Annotated in this window: 15 protein-coding genes; 2 read left to right on the forward strand and 13 right to left on the reverse strand. The window is 64.1% G+C overall.

Going from position 1 to position 17,943, the window contains the following annotated elements; all coding sequences use genetic code 11:
• Positions 1 to 22: 22 nt before the first annotated feature.
• Positions 23 to 1,264, reverse strand: coding sequence for a D-amino acid dehydrogenase (locus AC07Y2_RS02540; RefSeq protein WP_103385358.1), 1,242 nt, complete (start codon positions 1,262 to 1,264; stop codon positions 23 to 25).
• A gap of 108 nt (positions 1,265 to 1,372) precedes the next feature.
• On the opposite strand from AC07Y2_RS02540, the gene AC07Y2_RS02545 reads away from it, so the two are divergent.
• The gene (locus AC07Y2_RS02545) at positions 1,373 to 2,284 is read left to right on the forward strand and encodes a LysR family transcriptional regulator (protein WP_103385431.1); all 912 of its coding nucleotides are present in this window, start codon (positions 1,373 to 1,375) and stop codon (positions 2,282 to 2,284) included.
• On the opposite strand, the gene trhA is transcribed toward AC07Y2_RS02545, so the two are convergent.
• Entirely contained in the window at positions 2,281 to 2,898 is a 618-nt protein-coding gene (gene trhA / locus AC07Y2_RS02550; RefSeq protein ID WP_007953311.1) for a PAQR family membrane homeostasis protein TrhA, read from the reverse strand. The genes AC07Y2_RS02545 and trhA overlap by 4 nt on opposite strands.
• Positions 2,899 to 3,039: 141 nt before the next feature.
• Between trhA and AC07Y2_RS02555 the strand changes: the two genes are divergently transcribed.
• A complete protein-coding gene (locus AC07Y2_RS02555; RefSeq protein WP_074690186.1) occupies positions 3,040 to 3,957 on the forward strand; it encodes a LysR family transcriptional regulator in 918 nt (305 codons plus the stop codon).
• 140 nt (positions 3,958 to 4,097) lie between these two features.
• Here the strand turns inward: AC07Y2_RS02555 and madM are convergent, their stop codons facing one another.
• From madM to AC07Y2_RS02610, 11 genes are all read right to left on the reverse strand, one after another.
• The gene (gene madM / locus AC07Y2_RS02560) at positions 4,098 to 4,862 is read right to left on the reverse strand and encodes a malonate transporter subunit MadM (RefSeq protein WP_007953314.1); all 765 of its coding nucleotides are present in this window, start codon (positions 4,860 to 4,862) and stop codon (positions 4,098 to 4,100) included.
• A gap of 1 nt (position 4,863) precedes the next feature.
• Entirely contained in the window at positions 4,864 to 5,280 is a 417-nt protein-coding gene (gene madL / locus AC07Y2_RS02565) for a malonate transporter subunit MadL (protein WP_008063455.1), read from the reverse strand.
• A gap of 64 nt (positions 5,281 to 5,344) precedes the next feature.
• Positions 5,345 to 6,265, reverse strand: a complete 921-nt coding sequence (mdcH, locus tag AC07Y2_RS02570) for a malonate decarboxylase subunit epsilon (RefSeq protein WP_103385357.1) — start codon at positions 6,263 to 6,265, stop codon at positions 5,345 to 5,347.
• Positions 6,262 to 6,882, reverse strand: coding sequence for a malonate decarboxylase holo-ACP synthase (locus tag AC07Y2_RS02575; RefSeq protein ID WP_103385356.1), 621 nt, complete (start codon positions 6,880 to 6,882; stop codon positions 6,262 to 6,264). The genes mdcH and AC07Y2_RS02575 overlap by 4 nt, the downstream gene beginning before the upstream one ends.
• Positions 6,876 to 7,661, reverse strand: coding sequence for a biotin-independent malonate decarboxylase subunit gamma (gene mdcE, locus AC07Y2_RS02580; protein WP_103385355.1), 786 nt, complete (start codon positions 7,659 to 7,661; stop codon positions 6,876 to 6,878). Before mdcE ends, AC07Y2_RS02575 begins: the two co-directional genes overlap by 7 nt.
• Positions 7,658 to 8,509: a biotin-independent malonate decarboxylase subunit beta gene (locus AC07Y2_RS02585; protein ID WP_074690176.1), complete on the reverse strand. Its 852-nt coding sequence runs from the start codon at positions 8,507 to 8,509 to the stop codon at positions 7,658 to 7,660. Before AC07Y2_RS02585 ends, mdcE begins: the two co-directional genes overlap by 4 nt.
• Positions 8,502 to 8,801, reverse strand: a complete 300-nt coding sequence (locus tag AC07Y2_RS02590; RefSeq protein ID WP_039767948.1) for a malonate decarboxylase subunit delta — start codon at positions 8,799 to 8,801, stop codon at positions 8,502 to 8,504. Before AC07Y2_RS02590 ends, AC07Y2_RS02585 begins: the two co-directional genes overlap by 8 nt.
• On the reverse strand, positions 8,801 to 9,673 hold the full coding sequence (locus AC07Y2_RS02595) for a triphosphoribosyl-dephospho-CoA synthase (protein WP_103385354.1): 873 nt from the start codon (positions 9,671 to 9,673) through the stop codon (positions 8,801 to 8,803). Before AC07Y2_RS02595 ends, AC07Y2_RS02590 begins: the two co-directional genes overlap by 1 nt.
• Entirely contained in the window at positions 9,673 to 11,343 is a 1,671-nt protein-coding gene (mdcA, locus tag AC07Y2_RS02600) for a malonate decarboxylase subunit alpha (protein ID WP_103385353.1), read from the reverse strand. The genes AC07Y2_RS02595 and mdcA overlap by 1 nt, the downstream gene beginning before the upstream one ends.
• Before the next feature lie 206 nt (positions 11,344 to 11,549).
• A complete protein-coding gene (locus AC07Y2_RS02605) occupies positions 11,550 to 12,020 on the reverse strand; it encodes a chemotaxis protein CheW (RefSeq protein ID WP_103385352.1) in 471 nt (156 codons plus the stop codon).
• Complete coding sequence (locus tag AC07Y2_RS02610) at positions 12,013 to 17,928, reverse strand: Hpt domain-containing protein (RefSeq protein WP_103385351.1); 5,916 nt, start codon at positions 17,926 to 17,928, stop codon at positions 12,013 to 12,015. The genes AC07Y2_RS02605 and AC07Y2_RS02610 overlap by 8 nt, the downstream gene beginning before the upstream one ends.
• Between the last annotated feature and the right edge of the window lie 15 nt (positions 17,929 to 17,943).

Below are 17,943 nucleotides of genomic sequence, written 5' to 3' on the forward strand. Positions count from 1 at the left end.
TGGGGTGTTTTAGCAGAAACCGTCACGCCGCACGGGGATTGAACCCGTGTAGGTCAATGGATGTGCGCTGCTCGCCAATCAGTTCGCTGAGCAACTGCCCGCTGCCGCAGGCCAGGGTGAAACCCAGCGCACCGTGGCCGAGGTTGAGCCACAGATTGCGATAGGCCGTGGCGCCCAACAGCGGAACGCCGGTGGGCGTGGCCGGGCGCATGCCAGCCCATTCGACGGCCGCATCGTAGTTGCCGGCGTCGGGAAAGGTGTCGCGGGCCTGGCGCTTGATCAGCGCCAGTCGCTCGGGGTCCACCGCCGGGTCGAAACCGACGATGTCGACCATAGCCGCCACGCGCAGTTGTTCGCCGATACGCGCGTAGACGATCTTGCGGTCGTAGTCGGTGATGCTCACGTCCGGCGCCCGGTGCTCGTTGCCAATCGGCACGGTCAGGCTGTAGCCCTTCAGCGGATACAGCGGCAGGCGCAGGCCGGGCAGCGCGAGCAACGGGCTGCGATGGCCGGCGGCGATCACCAGTTGTTCGACCGGCAAAGTCTCTTCGCCAAGTTCAATGGCCGTGACGGCGCCGTGACTATGGCGAATGCCGGTGACTGCCTGACCGAGACGAAATTCGCAACGGCCCGACGTCTTCAATCGCGCCGCCAGCTGCTGGCAGAAACCGTGACAGTCGCCTACTTCTTCATCCGGCGTGTAGATCGCGCCCACAAACGGCGCATCGGTCAGTGCCGGCTCCAGCCGCGCACATTCGGCGGCGGACAACACCTGCTGTTGTTGCGGATCGGCCAGGCCCTTGCGTGCATGGTCGAAGCTGGCGGCGTTGCGGAAAGTCACCAGTTTGCCGTTGCGTCGCCAGTTGAAGCCGACGAGTCCGTCGTCCTCACGCCAGCGTTTCAGCGTGCTCTGGCTGAACAGCGCCAGACGCAACAGATGCGCGGCGTTTTCGCGGTTGACCGAGGTGCGGCACGCGGCGAGAAACGAGGCCATCCAGCGCCACTGCGCCGGGTCCAGGCGCGGGCGAAGTTTCAGCGGTGAGTCGCCACGCAGCATCCAGCCGATTGCCTGCAACGGCACGCCGGCATCGGCCAGTGGCGCGACGTAGCGGTAGGACAACTGGCCGCCGTTGGCGAAACTGGTTTCACTGCCCAGCGACTGCCGCGCCTCGACCACTGTCACTTCGAAACCGTCGCGCACCAGCGCCCAGGCCGTTGCCAGCCCGATCACGCCGCCGCCGATGATGCACACACGCTGAGCCATGTCCGTCCTTAATCGTTCTTGAAGACGAGGCCGAGGTTAGGGTGAGGTGACAGGCGCCGAACAATGAATAAAGATGCCAAACCTATAAACAAAGGTTATGGGATCGTCATGCGCCTTCGTCATATCGAGATTTTCCAGGCCATTCGCCAGACCGGCTCGGTCAGCGCTGCTGCGCAGTTACTGCACGTCTCGCAACCGGCGGTGACCAAGGTGCTGCAGCACGCCGAGCAGCAATTGGGCTTTCCGTTGTTTCTGCGGGTGCGCGGCAAGTTGCAGGCGACCCCTGAAGCGCTGGAACTGGAACGCGAAGTCGACAAGGTCACCGAAAGCCTGCAAGGCGTACGGCGTCTGGCCCAGAGCCTGCGCCGCGAACCCGGCCACAGCCTGCGGATCGGCGCGACCCCGGCGCTGGCGCTGTCGTTGCTGCCGCCGGCGATCCAGCAGTGGACCGCGCAATTCACGGACATCGCCTGCGAACTGTCGAGCGCCCACAGCCGCGAGCTGATGCAGAACCTGCTGATGCGCGAAGTGGACGTGGCGCTGACGTTGCAGTTGCCGGACCATCCAGGGCTGAAGGCCCAGGCTTTGGCCTCGGGGGTTCTGGTGGCGCTGGCGCCGAAGGGATATTGGCCGGAGGAAGATGCCGGTCAGCCGTTGCCACTGATGGCGTTGGCCGGGGCGCCGCTGATCGGCCTGTCCAGCGCCGATCCATTGGCCGCCCGCCTCGATAGTTATCTCGAAGCGGTCGAACCGCCGCCGCGTGTGCGGATCGCCGTGCAGACGTACTCGCTGGCGCGAGCGATGGTGGAATCCGGCGCCGGGGTGGCCGTGATAGATCCGTTCACCGCCCTCGGTGCCTCGCCGACCAGCACCGCGATTCGCCCACTCACCCCGCCGCTGCCGATCACGCTGTACGCCGTGACCCGCGCTACCGAACCGCCGCCGCATACGCTGCATGATTTGCTGCAGATCTTCAGTCAGCGCGCCAGCGAACAACTCGGCCGACTGATAGGCGCTTAAAGGACGTAAAACAGAATCGCCACAAAGTGCAGCAAACTCCCGGCGATCACGAACAGATGCCAGATCCCGTGGGCATGCCGCAACCGATGGTCGAGGGCAAAGAAGATGATCCCCACGGTGTACAGCACGCCACCCGACGCCAGCCAGGCAAACCCCGCCGTCCCGAGCGCGGCGATCAGCGGCTTGACCGCCACCAGCACGATCCAGCCCATCACCGCGTAGATCACGATCGACAGGATCCGCGCCTCCGAGCGTGGCTTGATCTCCTGCAGGATGCCGATCAGCGCCAGCCCCCAGACAATCCCGAACAGCGTCCAGCCCCACGGCCCGCGCAGGGTCACCAGGCAGAACGGCGTGTAACTGCCGGCGATCAGCAGGTAGATCGAAAAGTGATCGACCTTCTTCATGATCGCTTTCTTGCGCCCGCGCACGCTGTGGTACACGGTGGACGCGCTGTAAAGCACCAGCAACGTAAAGGCATAAATCGCCACGCTGACGATCTTCCAAGGGCTGCCGTCGAGGCTGGCAATCACCAGCATCCAGACACCCCCGACAAACGCCGCTATCGCCCCGACCAGATGCGTCCAGGCGTTCAGTTTTTCTCCGTGATACATGTGTCGCACACCTCAATTTCGTTACCGCAACGCGCAAGGCTCGGGCCTTGAGCGTAAAAGCGCAATGTTTCCGTTCAACGCAGGCAGGCACCTGTCCTGATATTTGGGCACAATCGAGCGATACCAAGAAGAGTCCGCGCCATGCTGATCGACGAAGAATTGACCCTGAAGAAACTCGAGGTGTTCCTCGCCTTCATGCGCACCGGCAACCTCGCCCGCGCCGCCGCCGAGTTGCAGACCAGCAACGTCAGCGTGCACCGCGCGATCCATTCGCTGGAAAGCGCCCTGCGCTGTCCGCTGTTCAAGCACGAAGGGCGCAACCTGACACCGCTGGAAAGCGCCTACGTGCTCGAAGAACGGGCGCAGAAGCTGATTCAGGACGTGGTCGAAAGCGTGCGCCTGACCCGCGAAGCCGCCGGGTTCTCGGCTGAACGCTTCAAGCTCGGCTCACTGTATTCGCTGACGGTGAAGACCGTGCCGCAATTGATCATGGGTTTGAAGATCCGCCGCAGCGAACTCAACATCGACCTGATTCTCGGCTCGAACATCGACCTGCTCTACAAGCTGAAAAACATGGAAGTCGACGCGATCCTGGTGTCGCTGGACGACACCGTCAACGACCCGGACTGCGAGCAGATTCCACTGTTTTCCGACGACATTTTCCTCGCCACTCCGGCCGATTCGCGCTTCGCCCAACGCAGCGAAGTGGATCTGGCGGAGGTGCGCGACGAAACCTTCATCACCCTCACCCAAGGCTTCGCCACCCACCAGGACGGCATCCGAGTGTTTCGGCAGGCGGGGTTCGAGCCGAAGGTGGCGATGCAGGTCAACGACATCTTCACCCTGCTGAGCATGGTCAGTTCCGGGGTCGGTTACGCGTTGCTGCCGGGGAGGATTGCGGCGGTGTACGAGAACCGGGTGAAGCTGATTCCGCTGCAGGAGAAGTACCGGTTGCAGCAGCACATTGGGGTGGTGTTTTTGAAGGCTAAAGAGCGCGATCCGAATCTGCTGGCGTTGCTGGCGGAGTGTCGGATGTATGCGAATCGCCAGACCACCTAATGATCGCGGCTGATGATCGTTCCCACGCTCCGCGTGGGAATGCAGCCCGGGACGCTCCGCGTCCCAAAAGCGGACGCAGAGCGTCCAATGAGGCATTCCCACGCGGAGCGTGGGAACGATCATGAGGGCGCTTTTGACGTTCAGCCAACGATTCCGCGAACAATGAAGAACAGCAGCGAAGGCCCCAGCAGGCAGCCAAGACCGGTGTGGAACGTAGCCGTCAACGCCCCATAAGGCACCAACCGCCGATCCGTCGCCGCCAGCCCCGCCGTCACGCCACTCACCGTCCCGGCCAGCCCGCCAAACACCATCGCCGAGCGCGGGTTATCCAGGCCCATCCAGCGCGCCGCCACCGGCGTGCCGACCATCACCAGAATCGCCTTGATCAACCCGGTGGCAATCGACAGCGCCATCACATCCGACGTCGCGCCAATCGCCGCACCGGTCACCGGGCCAACAATGTAAGTCACCGCACCCGCGCCGATGGTGGTCATGCTCACCGCATCGCGATAACCGAACGCGTAAGCCATGCACGCGCCGACAATGAACGGCAGGATCGTGCCCAGCAGCAGCGCAATCACCCCGATCATCCCGGCCTTCTTCGCTTCGGTCGCCTGCACTTCAAACGCCGTGGCAACGATGGCGAAATCCCGCAGCATCGCGCCGCCCATCAGGCCGATGCCGGAGAACAGCGTCAGGTCCGCCAGGCCCTTCTGCCCGCCGGTCATGGTGCCGCCGACCCAGGCCAGCACCAGGCCGATGACGATGGCAATCGCCGAGCCGTGAATCCGTCCGAACGTCAGGCGTTTGGAGAGGATCACCGAGACCCACATGATCACGCCGACGAAGGCGAACGCGGTGATCAGACCGTTGTGTTCCAGACCCTTTTCAATGAGATCCCACATGTCAGCGACCTCCTACCGGTGTGCCGACCGGGGAGATTTCCGCCGGCTCGTCGGGCAAAGGCTCGCCTTTATGGGTGCGGCTGATCAAAGCAATGGTGCAGCCACAGACCACCACCGAGCCAATCGCCGCCAGCACCGCCACCGGGCCGCCGTGCAGGGCGGTGACGACGTTCTGTTGCGCGGCCATCGCCACCACCACCGGAATGTACATGGCGCCCCAGAAGCCAACGCCCATCTCGCAATCCTTGGTCATGCCGCCGCGTTTCTGCATCCACAACCGCGCGCAGATCAACAGGATCATGGCGATGCCGACCCCGCCGACGTTGGATTTGACGCCCAGAAGAACACCGAGCATGTCACCCATGATCACCCCTGCCAGCGTACAGATCGCCAGCAGCGCCACACCGTAAATAATCATTGTTGTAGTCCTCAAAGTGCATCGTCGAATTGTTTTTGTTGTTCGAAGCCTGAGTCGCGGCGGTCTAGAGTCGGCGGCTACCCTCCTCACGCAACAGCGCCTGCAAGGTGTCGAGGCGGGCACTGTCGAAGGCAGCGACAGTCCCCTGTTCGAACACCCGGCGCGCCAGCCCGGTCAGCACCGCTCCAGGCGGCAGTTCGATCTGTAGACGTACGCCGCGCTCGTAGGCGCTTTGCACGGTGCCGCGCCAGTCCACTACGCGGCACATGTTGAAGGCGAGGTCGTCGCGCAGCGCTTCTACCTGGGTCACAGGCCTTGCGCGACTGCCGCTCAGGTAAGCGATTTTCGGTGTTTTCAGTTCAACCTTTTTGAACGCCTCGGCGAGGGTTTGCGCAGGCTCATCCAGCAACGGGCAGTGCGACGGCACGCTGACCGCCAGACGTTTTGCCAGACCGGCGCCACGACTGCGCGCCAGCTCGGCGACCGCTTGCATCGCCTTGTCACTGCCGGCAATCACCACCTGGTTATCGGCATTGATGTTGGCCAGGTACACCGGTGTTTCTGCGCCGTGCACCTGCGCCAGCAGCATTTCGACTGTGGATAATTGCAGACCGATGATCGCGGTCATGCCGAAGCCCTGTGGATAAGCCTGCTGCATCAACTCGCCGCGCAGGCTGACCAGATGCAGCGCATCGCTGAAGCTCAACGCTCCGGCGACCACCGCTGCCGGATACGCACCGATGGACAGGCCGGCGACGTAATCTGCGGTGAGTCCGTCCCGCAACAATTGCCGCGAAGCTGCAACTCCGGCGATCAGCAGACAGAGCTGAACCGCTCGGGTGTTGCGCAGCGCTTCGCTGGAATCCAGCCGCAAGACATCCTCACCGAGCTCGTCGCTGGCCTCGATCAGCGTTTCCCGAGGCAAACGCTGGATCATGCCGGGCTGCTGCGCGCCCTGGCCGGGAAACACCAGCAGGCTGCTCACGCTGCCTGCTCCTGCGGGTTCCACGGATCAGACACCAGACAGGCTTCATGGGCGTTTTTCAAAAGCACCCGTGAAGCATTCCCGGCCCATTCGCGCAAGGCGACGGCACCGAACGGCGTCTGCAATTGCAGGTCGACCCGGCAGATCGCCTGATCGAAATGCGCCACCAGTTTGCGCGCCTGGTTGCGGGTAATGAGTTGCGGTGTACGCAGAATCAAGTCGAGATCGCTGCGCTCGTGCATTGCCGTAAATCCACTGGCCAGCTCAAACCCGACACTGCCACTGACACCCCAGATCCAACCGCAATCATCGAGCACCGGCCGCAGTTGCCGCAGCGCCTGCATGACCGGCAGATCACGCGCGCTCTCTACATGACAAAGCGCTTCCGGGCTGACCCGACAGGCAATCGAATCGATCGCCATGAACGTCGCCAATCGCTGCTCGCGCAACCGACCGCGCACGCCCACTGCCACAAGTCCTTCCTCACTCAACGCCCGCCGCACCACCACCGGTTGCCCGCCAGCCAGCGAATCAATCGCCCACTGCGGCGCATCCGCCGGCAACTGCGCCGGCGTCATGCCCCACAGCAAGTCGTGGGCGAGAACGCTGTTCACCACTGCGCCCTCAGCAGTTCACGTACGCGGCTGGAGGCTTCGCGGTTTTTCGCGCCGAGACGATTGCTCAAATCAGTCGCGCCAATATCTTCGATGGCTTGCTTCAGGCATTCGCCGACCCGCGCCAGATCCTCCGCCGTCGGCTGTTCGATCTGCTGCACCGACAAGGTTTCCCAAAGCAATCCGAGGCTGGCGTAGCTGTCGATGTCATAGGCCATCGGCGGCACGCTGGACGCCAGGGCTTCCAGTTCTTCAACGCTGCGCAACGTCACCCGCGCCGCCGAAGCCTTGCCCATCGCGTGCACCATCACCCCCGGATCACGCAGGGCGATCAAGCGATTGGCCTGATATCCGTGAGCGAGAAACGCCCCGGACATGGCCTTACCCACCAGCAGCGCAATCACCGGATGCCCGGCCAGACGCGCGCGGGCATAAGCGTCTGCCGCGCCGGCCAGGGCCTGATGAATGCCGAGGGCTTCTTCGCGGCGACCGTAGGCCTGGCTCGGCACATCGACGATGGCGATCAGGGGCCGTTTTTGCGATTTGTCCTGGTCGGCGGTGATCGCTTCATCCACAGCCTTGGCCAGACCCCAGCCTTCGAGCAAACCGACTTCGCCGTTGCGAGCGCGAGGGAAACGGTTTTGCGGATCGGCGACCACCGCGATGAAGCGCCCGAGTGGCCCGTCAGCGACCTTCAGCGAGGGCGGCAAACCTTCAACCGCATTCGCGCCAGCGCTCAAGGCGTTGAACCAGTTCAAACCGCGCACGGAATAACCACTCATGAGCGCTCTCCTTGATACAGATCGCGAACCACCGAAGGCTCGATTTGCTTGTCAGTGTCCAGGCTCGTCAGGCGTTGCAGGAACCACTCGGCCCGTTGACTGCGCGGTTGCGCCGGCAAGCCTTGTTGCAGCAACTCGCCGACCTGCCCGCGAATCTGCGCCACGTCATCGGCGACATAGCGGTCCACCAAGCCACTGGCGAAACGTTGCTCGCCACCGGTCAGGCTCCAGATGAAGGGCCGGTCGCGGGAGTCGTATTCCTCGATTCCGGCTTCCTGCTCGATCACCTGCGGGCCGTTCAGGCCTAGGCGTGCTTCCTGGGTCACCAGCAAATAGCTGCACAGCGCAGCGGCAATCGACATCCCGCCAAAGCAACCGACGCTGCCGGCCACCACGCCAACCACCGGTTGGTATTGCTGCAGATCGACAATCGCCGCGTGGATGTCGGCAATCGCCGCCAAGCCAAGGTTGGCTTCCTGCAGGCGCACGCCGCCGGTTTCCAGCAGCAGGATGGCGCGGGTCGGAATGCCTTTGCGGTTGTCTTCGGCGGCCAGCTCCAGCGCGCCGGCGATTTTTGCGCCGCCGACTTCACCGAGGCTGCCGCCCTGAAACGCGCCTTCAATCGCCGCGATCACCACCGGCAAACCGTCGAGGCTGCCCTTGGCGATCACCACGCCGTCATCGGCCTGCGGCACCACGCCCTGGCGTTCCAGCCATGGCGACATGACGCGCTGAAACGGGTCGAGCAATTCGCGGAAAGTGCCGTTGTCGAGCAAGGCTTTCGCCCGCTGTCGGGCGCCGAGTTCGACGAACGAATGTTTGTGTAGAAGCGCTGAGGTGTCAGTCATGGCCGATCTCCTCGAAGCCTTGTTCCAGCCGCAGGCGCACCACGCCCGGGGTCGCACCGAAGTCGTGGATATCAATGGCCATCGCCGGTGGTGTGGTGCCGTCGAACATCCGTGCGAACAGATGCTGCCAGCGCTGCTCGGCACCGTTGACCGAAGTCTGCACGTTGATCGTCAGCTTGCCGGCCAGGCCCGGTTCGATCAGCACTTCCAGATCGCCCGAACCGACACAACCGACCAGCGCCCGACCGCGCGGCGGCTGCCCGGCGGGGAATTCAAAGGATAAGGTTTCCATCAAAACGCTCCCTGAAGGATGCCGTCGCGCTCGATTCGATCAAGCAGCAGAGTGGCGGCGAGCAAGTCGGCGGCGCCACCGGGCGAGGCATTCAATGCGATGAGTTGTTGATCCAGTTCGTGCAGGCGACGGCGACCGGTGAGGCTGGCGCTGCCACCGGCGTCGAGCACTGCCTGGGCGCCGTGCTGCATGGCGTGCAGGCCCGGTTCGCCAGCGCGATAGAGGACGCAGGTGTCGGCCAGCTCAGTCATGATTGCGAGCAAGGCATCGAGCCGGGCGTTCTGTTCGCCATGGCCGGCGGCGCGGCTGCGTTTGAGCTGCGGCAGGCCACGCTGCACTACGGACGGGAAGCCGAGTTGCGCTTCTTCCCGGGCACCGCGAGCGCCGTAGCGCTGGGCGACTTGCGCGCCATGACTCAGCGGACGCGGCGCATAACGGTCATCGAGCAATGCCAGACGCGCAGCGCGCAGAGTCACGGCGCTGGCGCTGGTGGATTTCGTGTCCAGCGCAGCAGCCGTGACCAGCAGGCCCAGCGCCCAGATCGCCCCGCGATGGGTGTTCACGCCATTGGTGGTGGCGAGCATCGCTTGCTCGCCTTCCCGGCCGATGCGGCCAATGGCTTCGCGCAGGGGAAAGCCGATCTCGCCGAACTCAAGTGCCGCTTCGGCCATTTCCTTGAACGCCGGCCACAGCGCCAATGCCGAGGCATGCATCAATCCCAGGTGCAGATCGGTGTGGGCACCGTTGCCGCGACGGTCGACCAGCGCCGGTTTCGGCGACAGGTCGGCTTCGTCGATCAGCGCGTCCACGGCCAGGTCCGCCAGCCGTTCCGCGAGGGTGATGGTTTTGGGTTGCAGGTTGAGTGCGTGCATTACCAACTCCTGAACTTGGCGGGCGGGTTGTAGAGGCCGCCGGACCACTCGACCAGATCGGCCACGCTTTTCGCCGCCAGCAATTCGCGGGTGGCGTCGGTACGACGGATGCCGAGGTCTTCGGGCAAGGCAATCAGGCCTTCGCGGCGCATGCGTTCGGTGTCTTTCGGGTTGTGCCGCAGGCCGATGGCGGTGACGCCGGCCACCGCTGCAATCATCGCCTGACGCTCTTCCAGCGAACGCGCCTTGTACAGGTAGGCGATGCCCTCTTCGGTCAGCAGGTGGGTGACGTCGTCGCCGTAGATCATGATCGGCACCAGCGGCATGCCGCTTTTTTTCGCGACCTCCACCGCGTCGAGGGTTTCGACGAAGGTCGGTTTGCCGCCCTCCTGGAACGTCTCGACCATCTGCACCACGAGTTTCTTGCCGCGCTCGAGCATCGGCTGCTGCGAATCGTCATGGCGCATATCGAGCCACGCCGGGGTGCCGTGACGGCGGCCGCGCGGGTCGTGGCCCATGTTCGGTGCGCCACCGAAACCGGCGAGACGGCCTCGGGTGACAGTGGAGGAATGGCCATCGCCATCGACTTGCAGGGTCGCGCCGATGAACAGGTCCACCGCGTACTGCCCGGCCAGTTGGCAGAACATCCGGTTGGAACGCAGCGAGCCGTCGCGACCGGTGAAGAACACGTCGGGGCGAGCGGCGATGTAGTTTTCCATGCCCAGTTCGGTGCCGAAGCAATGCACGCTTTCGACCCAACCGCTTTCGATGGCCGGGATCAGGGTTGGGTGCGGGTTGAGGGTCCAGTTGCGGCAGATCTTGCCCTTGAGGCCGAGGGATTCGCCGTAGGTCGGCAGGATCAGTTCAATGGCCGCGGTGTTGAAACCGATGCCGTGGTTCAGCGACTGCACGTTGTGTTTTTCGTAGATCCCGCGGATCGCCATCATCGCCATCAGCACGTGCACAGGCTTGATGTGCCGAGGGTCGCGGGTGAACAGCGGTTCGATGTAGAACGGCTTGTCCGCCACCACCACGAAATCGACCCACGATGCGGGGATGTCCACACGAGGCAGTTCGCTGACGTCGTCCACCAGTTGATTGACCTGGACGATGACGATGCCGTCGCTGAACGCTGCCGGTTCGATCAGCGCCGGAGTGTCTTCGGTGCTTGGGCCGGTGTAGATGTTGCCGGCACGGTCGGCCATGAACCCGGCCGAGAGCACGACATTGGGAATCAGGTCCACCACCAGCCGGGCGTAGAGTTCGATGTAGGTGTGGATCGCGCCGATTTCCAGCAGACCGTCTTCAAGCAACTGGCTGATGCGCAGGCTCTGGGTGCCGGCGAAGGAGAAATCCAGCTTGCGGGCGATACCGCGCTCGAACAGGTCCAGATGCTCGGAGCGACCGACACTGGGCATGATCATGTGCAGGTCGTGGAGCTTTTCAGGATCGGCCTTGGCCAGAGAGCGCGAGAGGAAATCCGCCTGCTTCTGGTTGTTGCCCTCCAGCACCACACGGTCGCCGGGCAGGATCAGCGCCTCAAGCGCCGCGACGATTCTGTCGGTGGGCAACACCGCACCGTCGGCCAGCCCGCGCACCTTGTCGAGGCGCCGCTGCTTCTCGTCACGCCGCCGCGTCCAGCGCGAGTCGGGGGAATTGGTTGTTGTCATGCTCACTCCACGGGGTTCGCTGTCGTGGAGCTACCTTAGGAGTGTCGGGTGGGGGCATCAATCAAGCGCGGTGATGAATCATTACGCTCAGCGTAATGGTTGCGATCGCTATCGCGAGCAGGCTCGCTCCCACAGGGGGAACGCATTTCAAATGTGGGAGCGAGCCTGCTCGCGATGGGGCCAACCCGAACACTGCAGACTCATGATCAGTGAACGAGCCCCGCATCCACCAACAATTTCTCCAACGCCAACAAATCCGGCACCTTCGCCACCTGCTCCCCCACCTGCACCGCCGCCTGCTCCAGCGCACACAGCGGAACATCGACATAACTCAACTGGCTGTCGAGCTTGTACGAACGCGGAATCCCCTGCACCAGCAGCGCGATGAACTTCAACTCAGCCCGCCCGCCGAGGGCATTGAGGATGACGATCCGTGCCCGTTCGCCGATGACGATCTTGTTGCCGCACGCCGACTCGAAACTCAGCAGCGGAATCTGCCGCTCGCGCCAGGTCACCCGACCGAGATACCACGGCGGTGTGTCGAGATCGAAGGCGCTCGACTGGTAGTCGATCAGCTCGGCGACGGCGACGTTGGGCAGGATCAGGTTGCGATCCGCCAGCGGCAGCAGCAGCCCGGTGAGCTGACTGGCGCGTTGATTGTGCTGGCGCTCATGCATGTTTTTTGCTCCACAGGGCGATGCTTTCGAGCAGCACCGATTCCTGGTACGGCTTGCCGAGGTAGTCGTTGACGCCGATGGCCATCGCGCGGTCGCGGTGTTTCTGGCCGGTGCGCGAGGTGATCATGATGATCGGCAGGTGTTGCAGGCGCTCGTCCTGGCGCACCTGAGTCGCCACTTCGAAGCCGTCCATGCGCGGCATTTCGATGTCTAGCAGCATCAGGTCCGGCATGTGTTCTTCCAGCAGCAACATCGCATCGACCCCGTCCTTGGCGGTCAGCACGTTCATGCCGTGGCGTTCGAGCAGACGGCTGGTAACCTTGCGCACCGTCACCGAGTCGTCGACCACCATCACCAGCAACGGCTTGTGCGGTTCGCTCTCCATTTCATGGCCGGCCGGACGCTGCGGCAATCGCGCCTGCATCGCGCGGATCGGTGCCAGCAGGTCGAGAATCAGCACCACCCGGCCATCGCCGAGAATCGTCGCCCCGGACACGCTCTGCACCGATGCGAACTGCGGGCCGAGGCTCTTGACCACGATCTCGCGGGTGCCGGCCATCGTGTCGACCTGCACGGCGATGTGCCGGTCGCCGCACTGTACCAGCAACACCGGCACCGGCAGGCTCTGGCCGGACAGCTTCGGCCGTGGCGCGGTTTTCAGTAGCTCGCCCAGGTAGCACAGCTCATAACGCTGGCCGCCGTACTGATAAGTCGGCGGATCGAGGCGGAAATGCCCGTCCAGTTCATTCGGCAGCACGCGGACGATGCCGTCGATGGTGTTCAGCGGAATCGCGTATTGATCCTCGCCACACTGCACCATCAGCGCACGGTTGACCGATACGGTGAACGGCAGGCGAATGCGAAAATGCACGCCCTGCCCCGGCACCGAATCGATGCTCATGGTGCCGCCAAGTTGCCGGACTTCTTCGTGCACCACGTCCATGCCCACGCCGCGCCCGGAAATCTGGGTGATTTTCTCGGCCGTGGAAAAGCCTGGCTGGAGGATGAACTGCAACACTTCGCGGTCGCTGATGTCGGCGTCCGGCGCCAGCAGACCGCGCTTGATCGCCTTGCGCCGCACGGCATCCAGCGGCACACCGGCGCCATCGTCGCGGATGTCGAACACGATGTCGCCGCCCTCGCGGGACAGGTCGAGGCTGATCTGCCCTTGCGCCGGTTTGCCCGCCGCCAGTCGGACGTCGGCGGACTCCAGACCATGGTCGACGGCATTGCGCAGCATGTGTTCCAGCGGCGCCGCCATGCGTTCGAGGACATTGCGGTCCATCTCGCCTTCGGCGTTGCCGACGCTGAACGCCACGTCCTTGCCCAACTCTTCGGCGACCTGTCGGACGATGCGTTTCAGACGCGGCAACATGCGCTCGAACGGCACCATGCGCGTGCGCATCAGGCCTTCCTGCAACTCGGTGTTGATCCGGCCCTGCTGCTGCAACAGGTTCTCGGCGTCGTGGGTGCGCCGGTCGAGGGTTTCCTTCAAATCCAGCAAGTCGGAAGCGGATTCGAACAGCGCCCGAGACAGCTGCTGCAACTGCGAATGGCGGTCCATTTCCAGCGGGTCGAAATCTTCGTAGCCGAGGCGTTCGGCATCCACTTGCTGACGACTGAGGATCCGCCCCTGGGTTTCGGTGTCGAGCCGGCGCAACTGGTCGCGCATACGCTCGATGGTGGTTTCCATCTCGTGCAGGGCGGTCTGCGCATCGTTGACTTGCTGCTCGATGCGCCCACGGAAAATCGAGGTTTCGCCAGCGAGGTTGACCAGCTCGTCGAGCAGTTCGGCGGAGACCTTGACCATGTCCGCACCGGTCTCGGGCGCCGGGGCCACAGGCTCGGCCTTGACCGCAACCGGCGGCACGGGCGCCGGGGTTTGCACCAACACGGGATGGCTGAAATTCTGGATCGCGCTGATCAGCCGGTCCGCCGGCGGACACGGCTGACCGGCGCGCACCGCGTCGAGCATCTGCGCCAAGCGGTCATGGCCGCGCTGCAACAGCGCGAACAGTTCGGCGCTGCCCTGCAGGGTGCCGGCAGACAGGCTTTCGTAGAGGTTTTCCAGCTCATGAGCGAGGTCGCCGATCGGGCCGATTTCCACCATCCGCGCGCCGCCCTTGAGGGTGTGCAGATCGCGCAGCAGAGTTTCCACTTCCTGGCGATTGCCGGGTTCGGCCTGCCAGCGCAGCAACGCGGCGCCGGAGTTTTCGATGATGTCGAAACCTTCCTCGAGGAAGATCTCCAGCAGCTCCGGATCGTGCCCGGGGCCGTCCTGTGTGGCGGAAGCGGTCGGCGTCTCAGGACTGGCGCTCGGGCCCTGGCGAAAGCGGCGGATCGCCTCGATCAGGTCCTGCGCCGGATCCAGCGGCTGGTGCCGGTGCAACTGTTCGAGGAACAGCGCCAGGCGCTCGTGGCTCTGGCGCAGCAATCGATCCAGAGCTTCGCTGTGGCTGTACCGACGATCCACCAGCCCTTGGTAAAGGCCTTCCAGTTCATGGGCCAGATCACCGACGGCCGCCACCTCGGCCATCCGCGCGCCGCCCTTGAGCGTGTGCAAATCCCGTTGCAGCGACGACAGCGGTGCGCCGTTTTCCGGATCCTTCAGCCAGCGCTGCAAGGCTTGGCCGGCGCTGTCGAGAATGTCCACCGCCTCTTCGAGGAAGATCTCGACGATCTCGTCGTCCGCCCCGCTGTCGATGCTGTGTTGCTGCAGTTCGGCGGTGGCGCTGCCCAGTTCACGGATGCTCAGGGTGCGGCTGCCGTCGCTGCGGATCAGCCCCATGGCCGACGGATCGAGGCTCTCGTCGAGCAGTTCGTGCAAGGCGCGGATGCGCTGCGGTTGCGGGGTGATTTCCTGGCCGGCGGCCAGTTCGTCGAGCATGTTGATCAGCGCTTCATGAGCTTGCTGCGCCTCATGGAAAAACCGCTCGCTGACCGCCAGGCTGCTTTCTTCGACAGCGCCGTACAGATCGAGCAAGGCTTCACACAGCACATCCACCGGCAGCAGATCCGCCAGGTGCGCGCCCTCGCCCAGGGTGGTCAGCTCATCGAGCAGCGCGCTGAGTTCCTGACGTTCGCCGGGGTGCTGCTGCCAGCGCTGCAAGAGGCTTTCGGCGTCGAGCAGGATATCCATGCCCTGGGCCAGGAAGTTGTTGATCAGTTGCGGATCGCGCTTGACCCGCACCGCACTGCTCGGGGCATTGAGGATCGATTCCAGGCGCTCGCCGAGCAGGGTTTCGGTGCGTTTGATCAGTGACTGCGCACCGACAATCGGCGCCAGTGGATCGTGTTTGAGCTGACGCAGACCGACGCGGAACAGGCCCTCGGCTTCGAGCAGCAGTTCCAGTTCGTCGAGGTCCAGCGCCAGCTGATGGGCCTTGAATTCCCGGGCGAGCTTGTCGAGCGGTGCCGCCAGTTCGGCAATCGGTGACACCCCCGCCATCGAGGCGCTGCCCTTGAGGGTGTGCAGCGCGCGCTGCAACTCGTCGCTGGCCTGCAACGGCACATGCTCGGCAGCCTGATCGAGAAAACGATTGAGGCTGGCGAGGTGGGTTTCGGCTTCGTTGCGGAAGATCTCCAGCAACAGCGGATCGAGGGCCGCGACGTCTTCCACATCTTCGGCGGGCAGCGGCGTGTCGCCCTTGGCCAGCGCATGGGCGCGGGCCGCCAGTTGATCGACATCGTGGCGTTGGCGCTGGCCGTTGGTGGCGAATTCGCCGATCAGGTCCGGCAACAGCAGCAGCGTGTCGGCCAGCAACTGGCGCACCGCCGGGCCGGGTTCGACGCTGTGTTCCAGCACGCGGTTGAGCAGGTTTTCCACTGCCCAGGCCAGCTCGCCGAGGACCAGCGCGCGCACCATCCGGCCGCTGCCCTTCAGCGTATGGAAACCGCGGCGCAGTTCACTGAGGGCGGCGCGGTCATCGGGCGCGGCAGACCAGCGCGGCAGGTATTCGCTCAGCACCTCGAGCACTTCACCGGTCTCTTCGAGGAACACTTCGCGCAGCTCGTCGTCCACCGGTTCTTCATCGGCCGGTGGCGGCAGCAGGCTGCCCGGGGTGGTCAGCGCTGGCGGGTTGACCGCCGACACCGGGCTGGCGAGCACTTCGGCCAGGGATTGCACGATCTGCGGGTCGTCCAGCTCCTGCAAATCCTGCATCACCAGCGCTTCGCTGGGGCTGAGCACATCGTCGAGCACCGGTACATGTGGCTCGCCGGGCTGTTCGTCAGGAAAGAAACCGAGACTGGCGAGGCTTTTCTGCGCGATATCCAGCAAGTGCTCGCTGGGTGCCTGCGGGTCGTCGCTCAGGCGCTCGAGGTAGTACTCGAGGCTGGTGATGGCGTCGGCGAGGCTGTCGAGTTGCTGCCACCCCGGCTCGTGCGGGTCGAGCAACAGGTGCTCGCGGATAAATCCGTTGCAGGCTTCGAGCAGGCTGGCCGCACGTGCCAGCGGAATCATCGCCAGCGCGCCGCGCACCTGGGTCAGCAGCGCCGGCAGGCTTTGCAGTTGCTGGCGATCCCAGTCGGCGTCGATGTAGTCGACGATCATGTCCTTGGCCTGTTGCAGACAGATGCGCGCTTCCTTGATCACGATCTGATGAATCTGCGTCAGGTCGGTGGTCGGCAGCCGCGAGTCTTCCGGGCTCTCCGGCTCGACGGTGCCGACCATCCCGGCCAGGGTCGCTTCGACGTAGAGCAAGGCGCCGGCGACGTCCATCAGCGTGGCGTCGTTCGGTTCGCGCTGACCCTGGGCGAGGCTGAGCACCACCGCCAGTTGATCGATGATCACCTTGCGCGGCTGGCCGAAACCGAGCACCGCCAGGGTGTCGGCGATCTGCCGCAGCGGTGCCAGCAGGCTGTCCAGGTCCGAGGCGTGCTGGCGGTCGCTGCGCACGAATAGGTCGAGGCGTTCCTTGACCCGCACCAGCTCTTCGCACAGCGCCGCGAGCACCGAGCGCATGGCATCGCGGTCGGGGCCGGCCAGGCGGGCGCGTTCTTCGTCGACCATCGCGCTGTCGGGCAGCGCGTCGTCCAGGGAGTAGCGATCTTTCATGGTCAGCATCTGCCCGGTGGGATGTTCGGCTTTGGCGATATAAATCAGCAGGCTTTTCAGCAGTTCAGGCGGTGGCGGCTGGTTGAGGCCGGGCATGCCTTGTTCGAGCAGACGCTTGAGTTCCTTGTCGGCGTCCTTGAACAGGCTGCGCAGGGCCGGACTGTTGGCGATCCGCCCCTCACGCATGCCCTCGACCAGCGCCGACGCGACCTGCCACAACGGGCTCAGCGGCGAGTTACCGCTCAACGCTTCGAGGCGGGTGAAGACCTTGGCCAGATAACCGAGGTGCGTCTGGTCATCCTGTTCGCGGAGCAATCCGACCAGCGCCATTTGCAGCATCTGACGCAATTTGCGCAACACATTCGGCAGCTCTGCCGGCTCCAGCAGCGCCAGGGTTTCCTCGCCCAAAGACGCAAGTTCAGGCAACTGCGGGCTGAACAGGCTGGTTTCCGACAACAGGCTTTCGCCCCGGGCGCTGCGCAAGTCGTTAATCAGCGGCAGCACCACCAGCGGCAGGTCACGGCGGGCGCCCTGCACGCGGTCGAGGTAGGTCGGCAATTGACCCAGCGCCTGCAACAGCAAGTGCAGCGCTTCGTCGCGGTGGCTGACGCGGTCGTTCTGCAATGATTCGACCAGATGTTCCATCTCTTCGGCCAGCAGCGCCGCACCGTAGAACTCGACCATCTGCAGGCTGCCGTGTACCTGATGGATGCAGGCCAGGCATTCGTCCAGCCCGGGCACGGACTGCGGATCGTCGAGCACGGCTTCGATGGCCTGATGCGCCTGCCTCAGCGTCTCGGCGATTTCACCCTTGACCCATTCGAGGGCCACGTAATCGTGCCGGTCACCCATAACCACTCCGCTCGA

The organism is Pseudomonas sp. GW456-12-1-14-TSB6, assembly GCF_059424205.1.